The sequence below is a fragment of the Massilia sp. GER05 genome (genome assembly GCF_052056005.1).
Classification (GTDB): domain Bacteria; phylum Pseudomonadota; class Gammaproteobacteria; order Burkholderiales; family Burkholderiaceae_D; genus Telluria; species Telluria orientalis.
In genome coordinates, this window is sequence record NZ_CP178858.1 from 1,820,581 (window position 1) to 1,836,438 (window position 15,858).

The 15,858-nt window shown below is 64.5% G+C and carries 17 protein-coding genes; 11 read left to right on the forward strand and 6 right to left on the reverse strand.

The genetic code is table 11. From position 1 onward, the window contains the following. Positions 1-76 precede the first annotated feature (76 nt). Complete coding sequence (locus tag ACL58G_RS08195; RefSeq protein ID WP_440966230.1) at positions 77-1,411, reverse strand: aspartate aminotransferase family protein; 1,335 nt, start codon at positions 1,409-1,411, stop codon at positions 77-79. A gap of 92 nt (positions 1,412-1,503) precedes the next feature. Here ACL58G_RS08195 and ACL58G_RS08200 point away from each other — a divergent pair, with 92 nt between their 5' ends. The 7 genes from ACL58G_RS08200 to ACL58G_RS08230 all read left to right on the forward strand — a co-directional run bounded on the left by ACL58G_RS08200 (position 1,504) and on the right by ACL58G_RS08230 (position 8,913). After that, positions 1,504-2,058 (forward strand): carboxymuconolactone decarboxylase family protein, encoded by a 555-nt coding sequence (locus tag ACL58G_RS08200; RefSeq protein WP_440966232.1) that lies wholly within the window; start codon positions 1,504-1,506, stop codon positions 2,056-2,058. 117 nt (positions 2,059-2,175) lie between these two features. Continuing rightward, the gene (locus ACL58G_RS08205) at positions 2,176-2,739 is read left to right on the forward strand and encodes a transcriptional regulator (RefSeq protein ID WP_440966234.1); all 564 of its coding nucleotides are present in this window, start codon (positions 2,176-2,178) and stop codon (positions 2,737-2,739) included. 8 nt (positions 2,740-2,747) lie between these two features. Further along, entirely contained in the window at positions 2,748-3,779 is a 1,032-nt protein-coding gene (locus ACL58G_RS08210; RefSeq protein ID WP_440966236.1) for a sensor histidine kinase, read from the forward strand. Next, complete coding sequence (locus ACL58G_RS08215) at positions 3,776-4,513, forward strand: LytR/AlgR family response regulator transcription factor (protein ID WP_440966238.1); 738 nt, start codon at positions 3,776-3,778, stop codon at positions 4,511-4,513. Before ACL58G_RS08210 ends, ACL58G_RS08215 begins: the two co-directional genes overlap by 4 nt. Before the next feature lie 25 nt (positions 4,514-4,538). Next, positions 4,539-5,564 carry a S41 family peptidase gene (locus ACL58G_RS08220; RefSeq protein ID WP_440966240.1) on the forward strand — a complete coding sequence of 342 codons (1,026 nt, stop codon included), beginning with the start codon at positions 4,539-4,541 and terminating at the stop codon, positions 5,562-5,564. Positions 5,565-5,755: 191 nt separating this feature from the next. Next, positions 5,756-7,456, forward strand: coding sequence for a tetratricopeptide repeat protein (locus ACL58G_RS08225; RefSeq protein WP_440966242.1), 1,701 nt, complete (start codon positions 5,756-5,758; stop codon positions 7,454-7,456). A 113-nt stretch (positions 7,457-7,569) separates the two neighbouring features. Continuing rightward, entirely contained in the window at positions 7,570-8,913 is a 1,344-nt protein-coding gene (locus ACL58G_RS08230) for an MFS transporter (protein WP_440966244.1), read from the forward strand. A 5-nt stretch (positions 8,914-8,918) separates the two neighbouring features. On the opposite strand, the gene ACL58G_RS08235 is transcribed toward ACL58G_RS08230, so the two are convergent. The 4 genes from ACL58G_RS08235 to yjgA are packed head-to-tail and all read right to left on the reverse strand — an operon-like array spanning position 8,919 to position 10,993. After that, on the reverse strand, positions 8,919-9,116 hold the full coding sequence (locus ACL58G_RS08235) for a hypothetical protein (protein ID WP_105376471.1): 198 nt from the start codon (positions 9,114-9,116) through the stop codon (positions 8,919-8,921). A gap of 2 nt (positions 9,117-9,118) precedes the next feature. Further along, positions 9,119-9,787 (reverse strand): alpha/beta hydrolase, encoded by a 669-nt coding sequence (locus tag ACL58G_RS08240; protein ID WP_440966246.1) that lies wholly within the window; start codon positions 9,785-9,787, stop codon positions 9,119-9,121. Then, positions 9,784-10,404 (reverse strand): molybdopterin adenylyltransferase, encoded by a 621-nt coding sequence (mog, locus tag ACL58G_RS08245; RefSeq protein WP_440966247.1) that lies wholly within the window; start codon positions 10,402-10,404, stop codon positions 9,784-9,786. Before mog ends, ACL58G_RS08240 begins: the two co-directional genes overlap by 4 nt. Continuing rightward, positions 10,388-10,993, reverse strand: coding sequence for a ribosome biogenesis factor YjgA (gene yjgA, locus ACL58G_RS08250; RefSeq protein WP_056124414.1), 606 nt, complete (start codon positions 10,991-10,993; stop codon positions 10,388-10,390). Before yjgA ends, mog begins: the two co-directional genes overlap by 17 nt. 93 nt (positions 10,994-11,086) lie before the next feature. On the opposite strand from yjgA, the gene pmbA reads away from it, so the two are divergent. The 3 genes from pmbA (at position 11,087) to nfsB (ending at position 14,249) form a co-directional block, all read left to right on the forward strand. Continuing rightward, positions 11,087-12,439: a metalloprotease PmbA gene (gene pmbA / locus ACL58G_RS08255; protein WP_413382008.1), complete on the forward strand. Its 1,353-nt coding sequence runs from the start codon at positions 11,087-11,089 to the stop codon at positions 12,437-12,439. A gap of 92 nt (positions 12,440-12,531) precedes the next feature. Continuing rightward, the gene (locus ACL58G_RS08260) at positions 12,532-13,536 is read left to right on the forward strand and encodes a DUF4214 domain-containing protein (RefSeq protein WP_440966250.1); all 1,005 of its coding nucleotides are present in this window, start codon (positions 12,532-12,534) and stop codon (positions 13,534-13,536) included. A 59-nt stretch (positions 13,537-13,595) separates the two neighbouring features. Then, a complete protein-coding gene (nfsB, locus tag ACL58G_RS08265; protein ID WP_413382014.1) occupies positions 13,596-14,249 on the forward strand; it encodes an oxygen-insensitive NAD(P)H nitroreductase in 654 nt (217 codons plus the stop codon). 30 nt (positions 14,250-14,279) lie between these two features. Here the strand turns inward: nfsB and ACL58G_RS08270 are convergent, their stop codons facing one another. Next, positions 14,280-15,416: a M14 family metallopeptidase gene (locus ACL58G_RS08270; protein WP_440966252.1), complete on the reverse strand. Its 1,137-nt coding sequence runs from the start codon at positions 15,414-15,416 to the stop codon at positions 14,280-14,282. A gap of 106 nt (positions 15,417-15,522) precedes the next feature. Between ACL58G_RS08270 and ACL58G_RS08275 the strand changes: the two genes are divergently transcribed. Then, positions 15,523-15,777, forward strand: a complete 255-nt coding sequence (locus tag ACL58G_RS08275; protein ID WP_413382019.1) for a DUF2442 domain-containing protein — start codon at positions 15,523-15,525, stop codon at positions 15,775-15,777. The last annotated feature ends 81 nt before the right edge of the window (positions 15,778-15,858 follow it).

The following is a 15,858-nucleotide window of genomic DNA, read 5'->3' on the forward strand; positions in this document are numbered from 1 at the left end:
CCCCGCGGAGGCGGGGACCCAAGTTCGTGGCCAAGCCTGGAACTTGGGCCCCTGCCTTCGCAGGGACGACGTTGTTTTAGATTGCCACTGCTTTTAAAGCCCCCTCCACTGATTCTTTCAGTCTGCCCACGATCTCGCCCAGGTCGCCCTGCGTGACGACGAACGGCGGCGCCAGCAGCACATGATCCCCGTGCCGGCCATCGATCGTGCCGCCCATCGGATACACCAGCAACCCGTTCTCCATCGCGCGCGCCTTGATCGCGGCGTGCAGTTTCAGTTCCGGCTCGAACGGCGACTTGGTCGCGCGCTCGCGCACCAGTTCCAGCGCCAGGAACAGCCCGCGGCCGCGGATGTCGCCCACGTGCGGATGGTCTTCGAATTCCTCGTCCAGCATCGCCCGCAACTGGGCGCCGCGCAGGCGCACCTGGGTGAGCAGATCGTCGCGTTCGATGACGTCCTGCACGGCAAGGGCCGCGGCTGCCGCCACCGGATGCCCGATGTAGGTGTGCCCGTGCAGGAATGCGCCGCTGCCGGCGCGCAGGCGTTCGATGATGGCGCCGTTCACGAGCACCGCGCCGATCGGCTGGTAACCCGCGCCCAGGCCTTTCGCCACGGCGATCAGGTCGGGCGCCACGCCGTCCTGCTCGATCGCGTACATCGTGCCCGTGCGGCCCATCCCGCACATGACTTCGTCGGCGATGAACAGGATGCCGTACTTGTCGCACAGCGCGCGCACGCCGCGGAAGTAGCCGGGCGTGGGCGGGATCGCGCCGCCGGTCGCACCCACGACGGGTTCGGCGCAGAACGCGATCACGCGGTCCGGGCCGGCCTGCAGGATCGCCGCTTCCAGTTCGTCCAGCAGCATGGCCGTGTACTGGTCGACGGTCTGGTCCTCGGCGCGGCCGCGGTATTCGTAGCAGGCCGACACCCGCTCGACGTCGATCAGCAGCGGGGCGAAGGGCTGGCGGCGCCATTCGTTGCCGCCCACGGCCAGCGCGCCCAGCGTATTCCCGTGGTAGCTCTGGCGCCGGGCGATGAACAGCGAGCGTTGCGGCTCTCCACCTTCGACGCAGTACTGGCGCGCGAGTTTGAGCGCGGTCTCCATCGCTTCCGAACCGCCCGACACGAGGTAGACGCCCGCGATGCCGGCCGGCGCGTTCGCCACGAGGCGGTCGGCCAGCTGCTCCGCCACCTCGGTCGTGAAGAACGCGGTGTGGGCGTAGGCGCACCGGTCGATCTGGCGGTGCATGGCGGCGATCACGTCCGGATGGCCGTGGCCGAGCGACGACACGGCCGCGCCGCCGCTGGCGTCCAGGTAGCTGCGCCCGTGGCTGTCGTACAAATAGACGCCCGCGCCGCCGACCGCGACGGGCGGCGTCTGGCGCAGGCTGCGATGCAGGATATGCGTCATTGGAAGCTCCCCAAAAAGTTGACGTTTGACAATAAGCGGGAACCGTCGGGATTCTTTTGATTTTTGCCTCAAGGCATGCGAATATTTTCGTCATGACAGACCGCCTCCGCCCGATTCCGCCCGAAGACTGGACCGACGCCCAGCGCGCCGCGGCCCAGGAGATCATCCATGGTCCGCGCGGTGCGCTGTACGGCCCGTTCGTGCCGCTGCTGCGCAGTCCCGAGCTGATGGGCCATGCGCAGCGGGTCGGCGAGTACCTGCGCTACCGCAGCGCCATCGGCGTGCGCCTGTCGGAGCTGGCGATCCTCGTCACGGCGCGCGAATGGGACCAGCAGGTCGAGTGGGCGATCCACGCGCCGATCGCGCAGCAGGTGGGTGTGCCGCCGGACGTCATTGCCGCCATCGCCCGGCGCGAGCGGCCGGCCACGATGCTCGTCGACGAAGCCGTCGTGTACGACTTCTGCCTCGAACTGCACCGCCACAAGCGCGTGTCGGACCGCGTCTACGACGACGCGCTGGCCCTGTTCGGCGAGCAGGGCGTCGTCGACCTGATGGGCGTGAACGGCTACTACACGTTCCTCGCGATGGTGATGAACACGGCGCGCACGGAAGCGCCGGCGTCGAGTGCGGCGCCGCTGCCCGAATAGCTCGTCGGCCTCTGGCCGCGTTCGTCGCGGCGCGGTAGTCGTCCGTCGCATTGCCCGGCGCATCGCCGGCGCCGGCGGCATAGTGACGGCTCCCAACCACTCGTGAAAGACAAACCGATGAAACCCCATTACATCCTCGCCGCCGCGGCGGCCGCCACGACCGTCCTGGCGCTGGCCGCGACCCCCGCGCCGTTGCCGCCGAGCTGGCACGTGACCGGTGCAAATCCCGACAAATTCACGGCGGGCGTGGACACGTCGCCGGAAGGGCGCGGAGCCAAGTTCTTGCGCAGTAAGACGAACGATCCCAAGGCGTGGGCAGCCCTGGTCCAACCTGTCCAGGCGCAGCGCTACCTCGGCCAGCGCGTGCGGTTCCGCGCGCGCCTGCGTACCGAGGCGATAAGCGACTGGGCGGGATTGTGGATGCGTGTCGATACGCACGAAGGCAAGACGGTCGCCTTTTATAACACCAAGAGCCAGCCGGTCAAGGGCACCACCGGCTGGCAGGAGCGCAGCATCGTGCTGGATGTCCCGGTCAACGCGGCGCTGATCGTGTTCGGCGCCATCGGCGGCGGCACGGGCCAGGTGTGGATGGAGCCGGTCGCATTCGAGACCGTCGGCAACGAGGTCCCGGTCGACAAGATGCCGCCACAGGCCGCCATCCCGACCACGCCGACCTTGTGAGCGAATCGATGACCGGCGACGACTGCGCCCGCGCCATCCGCCGCCAGTACGGTTGCACGTGGCGCCAGGGGCTGCTCAGCCTCCTGTGCCTGGCGCTCGTCGCGGGCGGCGCGCTGCTGCTGGAGCGCTACGCCTTGCTGGCCTTGTTCGGCGCGATCGTGGTGCCGGGCTTCGTCGCGTGCATGTTGCTGCTGCTGGCCGCGCGCCGGCTCGGCTGGACCGGGGCCATGATCCTGCTGCTGGCCGCGACCGGCGCCGGCGCGTGGGCCGTGCTGCCGGCATACCGGCACGTGCTCGCGGCGTGGGACGTGCAAGCGCTGCCCGACCAGCAACTGCTGGCCTGCGTCTTCGGCGTGAACGTGGCCGTGCTCGGATTGCCGCTGTGGTTCGCCCGCACCCGCGCCCGCGCGCAGCAGCTGGCCGACCTGCGCAACGCGGCGCTGGCGGCCGAGCTGAAAGCGCTGCAAGCCCAGGTCGAACCGCACTTCCTGTACAACACGCTCGCCAACACGCGGTATCTCGCGCGCCACCAGCCGCCGCGCGCCGTCGAGATGCTGGAACACCTGATCGCCTACCTGCATAGCGCGCTGCCCGACATGCGCAGCCAGGCGTCCACGCTGGGCCGCGAATTCGAACTGGCCGGCCACTACCTGGCGCTGATGGCGATCCGCTTCGGCGAGCGGCTGCAATACCGGCTCGATTGCCCATCCGACCTGGCGGCCGTGTCGATGCCGCCGCTGCTCCTGATGACGCTCGTGGAAAACGCTGTGCGCCACGGCGTCGAGCCGAAGCCGGGCACCGTGCGCATCGCCGTGACTGCCGGCCGCGAGCACGGCGTGTTGACCATCGTCGTCGCCGACGACGGCGCCGGCATCGGCGAGACCACGCTGGGCAGCGGCGTCGGCCTGCGCAACCTGCGCGAGCGCCTGCAAGCGTTGTATGGCGCGCGCGCCGGCTTCGTCCTGCGCCGCGGCGACGGCGGCCTGACGGAAGCGGTGCTGACGCTGCCGGCGACCGCCGCGCTGGAGGTGATGGCATGACGGCGCCCCGCATCCTCGTCGCCGACGACGAACCGCTGTTGCGCGCGGAACTCGTCGAAGCGCTGGAACGTTTGTGGCCGGACGCGCAGCTCGCCGCCGCGCAGGATGGCATCGAGGCGCTGCGCCTGGGCCGCGAATGGATGCCGGACGTGGCCTTCCTCGACATCCGCATGCCGGGCCTGGACGGCCTGGAACTGGCGCGCGTGTTCGGTGCGCGGACGCACGTCGTGTTCGTGACGGCCTACGGCGAACATGCGCTCGCCGCCTTCGACGAAGGGGCCGTGGACTACGTGGTCAAGCCCATCGCGCTGGAACGTCTCGCGCGCGCGGTCGAGCGCGTGCGCGCGCGCCTGGCGTCGCCGCCGCCGGACCTCACGCACCTCGTGTCGCGCTTGCGGCCCGCCCCCAGGGCGCCCGCGTGGCTGCAGGCCACGGTCGGCAACACGATCCACTTCATCGACCTGGCCGACGTCGTCTATTTCTGCGCCGACGCCAAGTACACGCGCGTCGTGACGGACGGACTCGAAGCCCATATCCGCCTGAGCCTGAAGGAACTGGCCGATTCGCTCGATCCCGCAGCCTTCTGGCAGATCCACCGCGGCTACATGGTGGCCGTGCGGCGCATCGCGAGCGCCGCGCGCGCCGAGGATGGCGCCTTGTGGGTGCACCTGCGCGGTCATCCCGCGCGACTGCCGGTCAGCCAGCGTTTTCAATATCTGTTCCGCGGCATGTAGCCGCCTCGTTGAACAAGGAGACACCATGAATCGCACCATGTTGCGGGCGGCCGTTTGCGCCCTGTCGTTTGTCGCATCCGGCGCCGCAGGCGCCTCGGAGACCATGCCCCTGGCCCTGGCGCGCGATGTGACCACGCGGGCCATCGAGCTGGTCGAGAGCAAGGGCCTGTATCCGCTGCGGCAGGAAGACTATGCGCAGGCGAAGCAGCGTTTGCTGGCGCTCGTCGACGACAAGGCGCAAGGCGTCGACCGGGCCGACCTGTATGCACGCATCAACGGACTGCTCGCTACGCTGGACACAGACAAACATTCCTTCGTGATGCCGCCCGTGGCGCCGGGACAGTTCGCCGGCGCCGCGCCGGCCCGCCCGCGTGTGCCGATGTTCCAGCTCGTCGCGACGACCCGGGGCACGGTGTTGCGCTTCGTGCCGCCGCCCATCACGGCCTCCACGCCCGAGGCCATGTCGGCCTACGTGCAAGGCGTGTATGACGAGGCGGTTGCGCTTCCCGGTAGCCGTGGGGCGTGCGCCCTCGTCGTCGACCTGAGTGAACAGACGGGCGGCAATGGATGGCCGCCGCTCATCGCCATGTATCCGCTGTTCGGCGACGCGAACAAGGCGCGCTGGGTGGAGCGCGACGGCAACCCGATTCCGTTGGTGCACCGCGGGTACCTTGAATCGAAGGCCGGTCACGATGCGCCCGGCCACGTGAATCCGTTCGCCTCCTTCGCCACGGATCCGCTGGCCGTGCTGGTCGGCGCGAAGACGGCAAGCGCCGGCGAGATGCTGCTCGTCGCGTTGATGGGAGAGGCAAGGGTGCGGACGTTCGGACAAACGTCGTACGGGATGTCGACGGCGAACATGACGTATACGCTGCCGGACGGCGCGCTGTTCGTGTTGACGCAGGCGCGCTCCGCGCTGGCCGACGGTCCGGTCTTCCGCGGCGGCATCGCGCCCATGCAGCCGGCGCCGAAGGGGGAAACGGCGGACGTGTCGCTCAAGACGGCTGCGGAATGGGCGGCAGCGAACTCGCCGCGCTGCGCGCCGAAGTAAGCCGGCTTGCGCCAGCGCTGGCGACCAGGTGGTGTTCGAGCTCGATGCACCAGTGAGTCAGCGTCTCGTCGTCGAGATGGTCTTTCTTTGCCATTGTTCAGCCTGGCACTTTCATCAGCCGCAGCGTATGCACTGTTTCGTCCGCCGTGGCATCGTTTATCGCTACTGGTCCGTAATATGCGGAGGAACGAATGACCATACCCAAGTACGCATTCTCCCTGCTCGTGGCAATCGCGTTCGTGCCGGTTGGTGCATCCGCGAACGAATCGCCCAAGGTCGTCGTCAAGGGCAAACACGATCCCTCCACGGTTGTCGTCAAAGGCGTACGCGATCCATCGTCATGGTTCCGGATCGAGAGTCAGCATCTGATCGTCTATTCGAACGACGATCCGGATGACGTCATTGAGCTGGTCAATAATATCGAACGGCTCGACTATCTTCTACGCTTGTACCTAAAGCCATTCCTGGACAGGCAGGAGACAATGCCCAAGCTTACGTTGTATTTCCAGAATCCGGTGAACTGGCCATTGGAGATCGGCGAGCATTCTCCATCCGCCGTCGGCATGGTCAACAGTTGCGTATCTGCAACGCAAGCTTTCACATACGAAGTAGGAAAAAGCTGGAAGCTCAATAATTCATCGCTGCTTCGCGCGGACGATGATTACACACTGATGGCAAATCTGTGGTTGTATGCAGAGAACTTCCTGTACCGCCATACCCGAATTCGGGCGCCTACGTGGTTTATCGTCGGCTTTCAAGCGTATTTCGCAGGTGTGCGATTCACCGATACCCAAATGGCAATAGGGCGTGATGCGGGCACCTCATACAATTGGGTACAAATGATCGACGAGGGAAAGGCAGGCGCGCGCCTTTCTTTCGACCAGGTATTCAATTTCAAAAGCCCATCCAAGTCTTACAAGGTCGGCACGGCCGACTATTTCGAACAATATGAATTCATGGGACGCGCTTTCAATCTTGTGCACTATATGCTCTCGTCGGAGGAAAACCGCAACAAGACTGCGAAATACCTCGACCTGGTCAATAACGGAAGCGATTCCGCCGAGGCGTTTGCCGAGGTATTCGGCCTTTCGGGCCGCGATCTCGATGCGGCAATGTTGCGATACCGGCGCGGGTCGCTAAAAATCCTTCAGGTCGATGTGCCAGAATTGCCTAAAGGCAACATAGATTTCACCCGTCTGAGCCGTATCGAGGGCGAGTTCGTAATCGACAACGCCTTGCTGAAGACTTGCCCGACACCCGCCGACGGCAGGAAGCTGCTGGAGCGTTTGAAGCTTACGGCCCCCAAGGCATCCGCCGTCGGTCTCGCCCAAATTACCTTGAGTCGTGCCCAGGTCGAGTGGGGCAATCCGCGGGAGGCCATCGGCTACCTGTCGCGGGCCGTGGAGGACGATCCCTACAATCCTGAGCCACATTATCTGTTGGGGTTGGCGTATGCGAAGCTGGCAGAGCGCGCAGGCCCGAACAAGCAGGATTTGCTGGAGTCGGCACGGGCGGGCTTGACGCAGGCCGCCGTCTTGGCGCCCGACGCGCCCGAGATATCGTATGCGCTATTCCGCGTTGGGCTCATGGGCGCGAGCCCGACACGAAAAGATATTGTCAAGGGAACCGAAGCCTGGCATCACGGTCATGATGTTACCGCATTCGCGCGCGCGGCAGCGCTTGCCTATGCCTGGTTGGGCAATGCCGCCGATGCCTATCAGACATTCAATACGTTGGTGAGGAGCGAGCGGGACCGCGACACCGCCGCATGGGCAGCAAGCTGGCTGGCCAAGCTGGAAAAGGGCGTGACGCAGGACGAACTGCTGGCGGCGATGCGCAGCGAAAATCCGGCGCTTCCCAACTTCAGGTCGTGGATATCCGACAGTCGCTAGCAAACCAAAGGTCGTCATGCTGGCTTGCACGCGCTCGCACCGCCTGCCCAGCTTTTCCGTATAGGGCTGCAAAAACCGGTCGGGCTATTTTAATAACCACGAGAAGTCCCTCAATGACGAATTATTTCAGGCGCTCAGGTTCACGCTCCAGGCTTGCCTTCTGGGTACCCTCGATATATATGACGATGGGTTTTCCGAATATTTTCGTCGCATCGGCGGCGGCCATCATGTATCGCAACTTGGGCATGACTACGGAGCAGGTGGTGATATATACAAGCCAGCTTTATCTGCCTTGGGTCTTGAAGCCGATCTGGGCGCCATTGCTCGAGTCATTTGGCACGAAAAGGCGATGGGTATTGGCAATGCAGTTCATCCTGATGACTGCGTTCGGGCTTGCCGCGATTTCACTCAGCGGAACCTATGCGGTCCCTCTCACGCTTTGTTTTTTCTGGATCATCGGGTTTGCATCGGCAACACAAGACATCGCCATCGACGGTATCTTCATGAGTGCCACGAATTCCGCCGAGCAGGCTCGTTATGCGGGGGTGCAAAACCTTTGCTGGAATATCGGAGCGGTAATCGCGTCCGGCATCGTGGTCTCTCTGAGTGGAGTGCTTAAAAAGAATTACTCATTGAGCTGGCCGGAATGCTGGATGATGGTGCTTCTGATCTGTTCCCTGTTTATCGGCATATCGGCAATCTGGCATGCGACGACTCTTCCGCATACGCGAGCTACCGCCAGGTCCGATTACAGTTTTTTCGACGCATTCAAATCCTCCGGGCGCGCCTGGCACACGTTTGTCGCAAAGCCAAAAATATGGACGATGCTTTTCGTCGTTTTCATGTATCGCCTCGCGGAAGGATTTTTGGAAAAGATCAGTCCACTCTTCCTGCTCGACAGCAGGAAGTTGGGAGGGCTGGGTCTTGATAATCAAACGCTGGGCACGATAAATGGAACGTTCGGCACGGTCGCATTCATCGCCGGGACGATTTTGGCGAGTTTCGTGGTCAGCAAGATGACATTGCGCCGCTCATTTTTTATCCTGGCATTGTCGCTCAATGTGCCGCACCTGACGTACTATTGGCTCAGCATGGACTTGCCGTCGAGTCTTGCCGCGATTTCCGGCGCGGTTTTACTGGAAAAATTCGGTTACGGGATAGGTTCGGTCGGGCACATGTTGTACATGGTGCAGCAGGTTTCGCCAGGGCGTTTTCAAATGTCGCATTACGCATTTGCGACCAGCGTCATGGCATTGTGCAAATGCGTAACGGGATGGGTCAGCGGGCCGGTGTTTACGGCCTTCCACCAAAATTATCAAACCTTCTTTATTTTCGTACTGGTGATGTCGATTCCACCGGTGCTTGTCGCTTATTTTGCGCCGTTCTCGCTTGGCGAGGCTCGACCGGCGTCCTTGCACGAATCTGTCCCTGCCGCAGCCAATCCGGGCCCCCAGTAGAGTGCTTACGCCAGCGCTTCCTTCGCCGCCTGCTCGGGCGTGAGGCCTTCGTAGAACATGTCGGTGAACCACTCGACCTGTTCCTCGATGTGTTCCTGCGCCTGTTTCTGCGTGGCGCCGCCGGCGACGAGGTGGTGTTCGACCTCGATGCACCAGTGGATCAGCGCCAGCGTCTCGTCGTCGAGTTGCTCTTTCTTTGCCATGGTCAGCCCAGTACTTTCTTCAGCCACGCGGAGATGTGCTGGACTTCTTCCAGGCACAGCGTGTGCTGCATGGTGTATTCGTGCCATTCGAGCTGGTAGCCCAGCGAGACGAGCAGGTCGCGCGACGCTTCCGCGCGATTGAACGGCACCACGTTGTCGTAGCGGCCGTGGGCCATGAAGATCGGCGTGGACTTGCTGGCGTCGGTGCGCTCGGTCGCCACGTTGGCCGACAGCGGCACGTAGCCGGACAGGCACAGCAGGCCGGCCAGCGGTTCCGGATGGCGCAGGCCCGTCTGGATGGCCATCGCGCAGCCCTGCGAGAAGCCGGCGAGGATGATGCGCGAGGCGGGAATGCCGCGCGCTTTTTCGCGCTCGATGAAGGCTTCGATCTGTTTCTGCGAGGCGCGCAGGCCGTTCTCGTCTTCGCGCCGCCCGAGTTCCAGGCCCGTGATGTCGTACCAGGAGCGCATCACGTAGCCGTTGCTGATGGTCACCGGCATCGTGTTCGCGTGCGGGAAGATGAAGCGGATGCCGGGCAGGCCGTCGAGGTCCAGTTCGCTCACGATCGGCACGAAGTCGTTGCCGTCCGCGCCCAGGCCGTGCATCCAGATGATGGCGATCTCCGGGTTATCGTTGGTCTCGATCTGGATGTGTTCGAGCAGGTCGCTCATGCGGTGTCCTTGTGTCGTTGCGCCGACTTCGGCCGGAAGGCCTTGCAGACGGCCGGGTCGGTCTCGGCGTATGGGCCGCCGATCAGGTCGATGCAATACGGGACGGCCGCGAAGATGCCGCCGACGATGCTTTGACCGTCCGCGTCCTTCAAGCCTTGCAGCGTTTCCTTGATCGACTTCGGCTGGCCCGGCAGGTTCATGATCAGGGCGGTGTGGTCGGGAGTCTCGCGGATCACGGCCGTCTGGCGCGACAGGATCGCGGTCGGCACGAAGTGCAGGCTGATCTGGCGCATCTGCTCGCCGAAGCCGGGCATCTCCTTCGTGCCCACGGCGACGGTCGCTTCCGGCGTGACGTCGCGCCGAGCGGGGCCCGTGCCGCCCGTCGTGAGCACGAGGTGGCAGCGCACGGTGTCGACCAGCTCGACGAGCGTCTGCTCGATGCTGGCGCGGTCGTCCGGGATCAGGCGCGTCTCGACGCGGAACGGGGTGACGAGGGCGGCTTCCAGCCACTCGCGCAGCGCGGGTATGCCCTTGTCTTCATAGACGCCGCCGCTGGCGCGGTCCGAGACCGACACCAGGCCGACGACCAGTTCTTCGACTTTATTGTCCAGACTCATCGTCTTCGTCCTCGTCCCCGGAGGCTTCATCGGCAGGCGCGGCTTTCGGCGCCTTCGCCAGGTCCTTCAGGATCTGGAAGATTTCGCGGTAGGCCTTGGGGGGCTTGTTCTCGGCCTGTTCCTTGCGCGCATTGCGGATCAGCGTGCGCAGGTGCTGCACGTCCAGGTCCGGATGTTCTTCCAGCAGCTGGGTGAGGGCCTTGTCGTCGGCCAGCAGCTTGTCGCGGCGGCGCTCCAGCGCGTGCAGCGCGGCGGCCTCGGCCTTCGACGTGCCCTTCCAGCTTTCGATGGTGCGCTGGATGACGGCGACCTCTTCCTCGTCGAGCGAGCGCATCAGCTTGCCGACGAATTGCAGCTGGCGGCGCCGGCCCTCGTGGTTGGTGATGGTCTGGCACATGAGGATGGCGTCGCGGACTTCGTCCGGCATCGGGACGCGCTTCACGCGGTCGCGCGGCGCCTCGATGAGTTGTTCGCCGAGCTTCTGCAGCTCGTTACTCTGGCGCTTGAGTTCGGACTTGGAAGGGCGGTCGTATTCCTGGTCGAACTCGTCGGAGCGGAAGCCGACGGAGCCGCGGTTGGCATTTGGCATGATGATCTAGATTCGGCAGGCACGAAGCCGGCCGGTAAAAACAGTAAACGGCTGCTATGATAACTGTTTTAGGGCTCGCTACGAAAAACGCACATGACCGATACCGTCTTCACCCATACCCAGGATCAGCTCAAGCAGCTTGCACAGGACGTGCTTGCCATTGCCAAGGAAACGGGCGCCAGCGATGCGTCGGTCGAGATCAGCGAGGGTAGCGGGCTGGCGGTGACGGTCCGCAAGGGCCAGATCGAGACCATCGAGCAGAACAAGGACAAGGGCATCGGCGTGACCGTCTACTGCGGCCAGCGCCGGGGGCACGCCAATACGTCCGACTTCTCGCGCGATTCGCTGCGCGCCACCGTCGAGGCGGCGTACAACATCGCCCGCTTCACGGCCGAGGACCCGGCCGCCGGCCTGCCGGATGCCGACCTGCTGGAAACCAACCCGCGCGACCTGCGCCTGTGTTACCCGTGGGACATCAGCGCCGAGGACGCCGTCGCGATCGCGCAGCGCTGCGAGGCGGCCGCGTTCGCCGTCGACAAGCGCGTCACCAACAGCGAGGGCGCCAGCGTCTACGTGCAGCAGTCGCACTTCGTGGCGGCCAACTCGCTCGGCTTCTGCGCCGGCTACCCGTTCTCGCGCCACACGCTGTCCGTCGCGCCGATCGCGGGCAAGGGCGCCCACATGCAGCGCGACGACTGGTATTCGTCGGCGCGCGATCCGAACAAACTGGGCGATCCGGAAAAGATCGGCCGCTATGCCGCCGAACGCGCCCTCGCGCGCCTGAACGCGCGCAAGCTCGACACCCGCACGTGCCCCGTGCTGTTCGAGGCGCCGCTGGCCGCCGGCCTGCTGGGCGCATTCGTCCAGGCCACCTCGGGCGGCGCCCTGTACCGCAAGTCGAGCTTCCTGCTCGATTCGCTGGGCAGCAGCATCTTCCCGTCCCACATCCAGATCGTCGAAGACCCGCACCTGATCGGCGGCGTGGGCTCGGCCCCGTTCGATGAAGAAGGCGTGCGCACCCAGCGCCGCAAGGTCGTCAGCGACGGCGTGCTGCAAGGCTATTTCCTGTCGTCTTACTCGGCCCGCAAGCTGGGCATGCAGACGACGGGCAATGCCGGCGGCTCGCACAACCTGGAAATCATCTCCAAGGAAACGAAGATCGCGGACGACTTCGAAGGCATGCTGCGCAAGATGGGGACCGGCCTGCTCGTCACGGAACTGATGGGGCAGGGCACGAACTACGTCACGGGCGATTATTCGCGCGGCGCGTCCGGCTACTGGGTCGAGAACGGCGTCATCCAGTACCCGGTCGAAGAGATCACCATCGCGGGCAACATGAAGGACATGTTCCAGGCCATCGTCGGCGTCGGCAACGACGTGCTCACGCGCGGGAACAAGTCGACGGGCTCCATCCTGATCGAGCAGATGGTGGTCGCGGGCAATTGATTTCACATTCCCCCATGAGGTCGTGACAATCTATTGCAAAAACGTCATAACCATGTGTTACATTGACGTCTTTCTATGTCACGGGAGACGTCATGGCAACACTCCAGACCTTCGGCCCGCACCTCGACCTGATCGGCAGCACGGCCGTGCAATGGAAAATCATCTCGACCTCGTCCAGCAGCGTCATTCTGGAAAACGGGCTCCAGCACCTGTCCATCCTGGGTAACTTCGCGATCGGCCCGGCCGGCGACGTGAGCGGCACCGCGACGGCGGTGAACCTGGTCCAGCTGGGCTACTCCGGCCTGCCGGTGTTCCAGGCGACGGACCTGACCATCGATGGCGGGACGTTCCTGGACACGGTCCTCGAGGCCACCACGGATACCCAGATTTATACGGCGCTGCTGGCCGGCTCCGACACCATCACCGGCAGCGCCGGCAAGGATATTCTGAAAGGCTTCGCGGGCAGCGACGTCATCCGGGCCGGCGGCGGCGACGACCGCATCGGCGCCGATGCGGGCAGCGACGTGATCGACGGCGGCGCCGGTTTCGACACCGTCGCCTACCAGGGCGCCTACGCCGACTACCGGATCGAACGCACGGGCGACGCGTGGACGATCGCGGACCTGAAGGGCACCGGCGGCATCGACACGCTGACAGGCGTCGAACGCGTGTATTTCGACGACAAGGACGTCGCGCTCATCAGCGTCGACAACACGGGCGGCCAGCTGTTCCGCTTGTACCAGGCGGCATTCGGCCGCAATCCGGACGAGCCGGGCCTGGATTTCTGGACGCAGCAGATCGATGGCGGGGGCGCGACCCTGGCAGGGATCACCGGCGCCTTCCTCGCATCGGCGGAATACCTGAAGCTGTACGGCGGCCTCTCCAACCGCGACCTCGTGGTCAAGTATTACGAGCACATCCTGCACCGCGCGCCGGACCAGGCCGGGCTGGATTTCTGGACCGACGCCCTGGACCGCAAGATCGCCACCCGTGGCGAGGTCCTTGCCGGCATCAGCGAGAGTCCGGAAAACGTGGACCTGAGCGTGCAGCTGATCGGCAATGGTCTTGTGTTCGACACGCCCATCATGACCATGTGACGCACGCGTTTTCGGGTTCCTGCAATAATGTGCAGATACGCATTTTTGAAAGGAACCCGATGGACATTCTTGCCGCCGCCCGCAAGCGCTACACCGCCAAGGCCTACGACCCGACCCGCCGCGTCCCCGAAGAGACGATGCAGCAGATTTATGAAGTGCTGCGCACCAGCCCGTCGTCGGTGAACTCGCAGCCCTGGCACTTCATCGTCGCCAGCACGCCGGAAGCGAAGGCGCGCCTGGCCAGGGGCGTGCAGGGTCCGTACAGCTACAACGAAGCGAAGATCCTGAACGCGTCGCACGTGATCCTGTTCTGCACGCGCGTCGACGCCGAAGGCGGCCACCTGGAGCGCCTGCTCGAGCAGGAACAGCGCGACGGCCGCTTCAAGGACGATGCCGCCAAGGCTGGCCAGGCCAAGGGCCGCCAGGGCTACGTCAACCTGCACCGCTACACGCTGAAGGACCTGCCGCAGTGGTTCGAGAAGCAGGCCTATATCGCGCTGGGCAACGCCATGCTGGCCGCTGCCGCGCTCGGCGTGGACACGACCCCGATGGAAGGCCTCGACCCGGCCGCGCTGGACGCGGAGCTGGGCCTGCACGAGAAGGGCCTGTCCAGCCTCGTCCTGCTGAGCTTCGGCTACCACGCCGACAGCGATTTCAACGCCAGCCTGCCGAAATCGCGCCTGGCGCAGGAACAGGTGTTTACTTTCCTGTAAGAGCAATAACGGGGGCTTGTGCCCCGTTGCTTATTCTTCCAGCCGACGGACCGCCTGCAGCACCGGCTGCAGCACCGCGGCGCCGAGGCGCGCGCTGCGGGCACCGTCCCAGCCGACCTGCGGATCCGGGTCGTTGGCATTGTCCTTGAACGGCAGTTCCAGGGTCAGCGACAGGCAGCCGAACGCGTGCGTGACGTACGGCGAGCCCATCGTCAGCACCTCGTCCGTGTACGGCTCCTTCGGGTAGCCGTGGACGTCCTGGAAGTCCGGGCTGGCGATCATGAAGGCGTCCGAGAATGCCTTCTGCGCGGCGGCCTGTTCGGCCGTAAAGGTCGGCAGGGCATCGCTGCCGGCGATGAAGACGTAGGGCAGGCCCTCGTCGCCATGCACGTCCAGGAACAGGTCGACGCCCGTCTCTTCCATCTTCTTGCGGACCAGGAACACTTCCGGGCTGCGTTCCAGCGACGGATTCAGCCATTCGCGGTTCAGGTTGGCGCCGGCCGCGTTCGTGCGCAAATTGCCGCGCACGGACCCGTCCGGGTTCATGTTCGGCACGACGTGGAACACGGTTTCTTTCAGCAGCTGGCGGCCGAACGGGTGGGCCGGGTCGAGCAGGGCGTCGAGCATGCCTTCGACGAACCATTCCGCCATCGTCTCGCCCGGGTGCTGGCGCGCGATGACCCAGACTTTCTTCTTGCTCGCCGCCTCGTCGCCGATCACGAGCATGTTCAGGTCGCGGCCGTCGACGGTCGAGCCGAGGTCCAGCATGCGCACGTGTTCGGACAGCTGGGCGCGGTCGAGCAGCTCCAGGTGGCGTTCCCACGAATACGGCTCGAAATAGGCGTAGTAGACGCTGTCCATCGCGGGCGTGTGCTCGATCGTGAGCACCTGGCCGTCGAAGCTGGTCGGCACGCGGAACCAGTTGACGCGGTCGTAGCTGGCCATCGCGTGATAGTCTTCCCAGCCCTTCGGATACGCGGACTTGCCCGCGTTGAGCAGGCGGATCGTGCACGGCTGCGCCTGCGCGCCCTGCAGGCGGAAGTAGAACCACTGCGTGATGTCGGCGTGGGAGTCCTTGCGGATGTTCAGGTCGATGGCGTTCGCGCTCGTGGCGTTCACGATATCGATGGCGCCAGCGTCGAACTGGCTGCTGATCTTGATAGACATGGTGCGTCCTGATGTTGTTGGGTGTGAGCCGGCATGATACCGCTTAAGGGATGATGACCAAGGGTTTGTTACTGTTCCTGCTTGGCCTCATCGAGGGGGAGGGAACATGATGAACATCCGTGTGGCGCGGCCGGAAATCACGACCATCGACCGGCGCGGCTTCTGGCTGCGCTGGCGCGACGAAGAGCTCTATGTGCCGTTCGCGCTGTTCCCCTGGTTCGAGCACGCCACCGTGGCGCAGTTGTGCCATATCCAACCCCTGGGCGGGGAATGCCTGTACTGGCCGGGGCTCGACCTGGAACTGGCGCTGGACCGCATCCGCCATCCGATGGCGGCGGCGCAGTTTGCGCTGGATTGTTGAGTTACCTCGTCGTTCCCGGACTGGCCGTCCACCTTGGCGGGAACCCAGGTTCAGCGTCTCGGTGACGCAAAATTGGGCCCC

Bases quoted from the DNA above. Each gene is read 5' to 3' on its own strand.
- ACL58G_RS08195 (WP_440966230.1), bottom strand. From the start codon at position 1,411: ATGACGCATATCCTGCATCGCAGCCTGCGCCAGACGCCGCCCGTCGCG.
- ACL58G_RS08200 (WP_440966232.1), top strand. From the start codon at position 1,504: ATGACAGACCGCCTCCGCCCGATTCCGCCCGAAGACTGGACCGACGCC.
- ACL58G_RS08205 (WP_440966234.1), top strand. From the start codon at position 2,176: ATGAAACCCCATTACATCCTCGCCGCCGCGGCGGCCGCCACGACCGTC.
- ACL58G_RS08210 (WP_440966236.1), top strand. From the start codon at position 2,748: ATGACCGGCGACGACTGCGCCCGCGCCATCCGCCGCCAGTACGGTTGC.
- ACL58G_RS08215 (WP_440966238.1), top strand. From the start codon at position 3,776: ATGACGGCGCCCCGCATCCTCGTCGCCGACGACGAACCGCTGTTGCGC.
- ACL58G_RS08220 (WP_440966240.1), top strand. From the start codon at position 4,539: ATGAATCGCACCATGTTGCGGGCGGCCGTTTGCGCCCTGTCGTTTGTC.
- ACL58G_RS08225 (WP_440966242.1), top strand. From the start codon at position 5,756: ATGACCATACCCAAGTACGCATTCTCCCTGCTCGTGGCAATCGCGTTC.
- ACL58G_RS08230 (WP_440966244.1), top strand. From the start codon at position 7,570: ATGACGAATTATTTCAGGCGCTCAGGTTCACGCTCCAGGCTTGCCTTC.
- ACL58G_RS08235 (WP_105376471.1), bottom strand. From the start codon at position 9,116: ATGGCAAAGAAAGAGCAACTCGACGACGAGACGCTGGCGCTGATCCAC.
- ACL58G_RS08240 (WP_440966246.1), bottom strand. From the start codon at position 9,787: ATGAGCGACCTGCTCGAACACATCCAGATCGAGACCAACGATAACCCG.
- mog (WP_440966247.1), bottom strand. From the start codon at position 10,404: ATGAGTCTGGACAATAAAGTCGAAGAACTGGTCGTCGGCCTGGTGTCG.
- yjgA (WP_056124414.1), bottom strand. From the start codon at position 10,993: ATGCCAAATGCCAACCGCGGCTCCGTCGGCTTCCGCTCCGACGAGTTC.
- pmbA (WP_413382008.1), top strand. From the start codon at position 11,087: ATGACCGATACCGTCTTCACCCATACCCAGGATCAGCTCAAGCAGCTT.
- ACL58G_RS08260 (WP_440966250.1), top strand. From the start codon at position 12,532: ATGGCAACACTCCAGACCTTCGGCCCGCACCTCGACCTGATCGGCAGC.
- nfsB (WP_413382014.1), top strand. From the start codon at position 13,596: ATGGACATTCTTGCCGCCGCCCGCAAGCGCTACACCGCCAAGGCCTAC.
- ACL58G_RS08270 (WP_440966252.1), bottom strand. From the start codon at position 15,416: ATGTCTATCAAGATCAGCAGCCAGTTCGACGCTGGCGCCATCGATATC.
- ACL58G_RS08275 (WP_413382019.1), top strand. From the start codon at position 15,523: ATGATGAACATCCGTGTGGCGCGGCCGGAAATCACGACCATCGACCGG.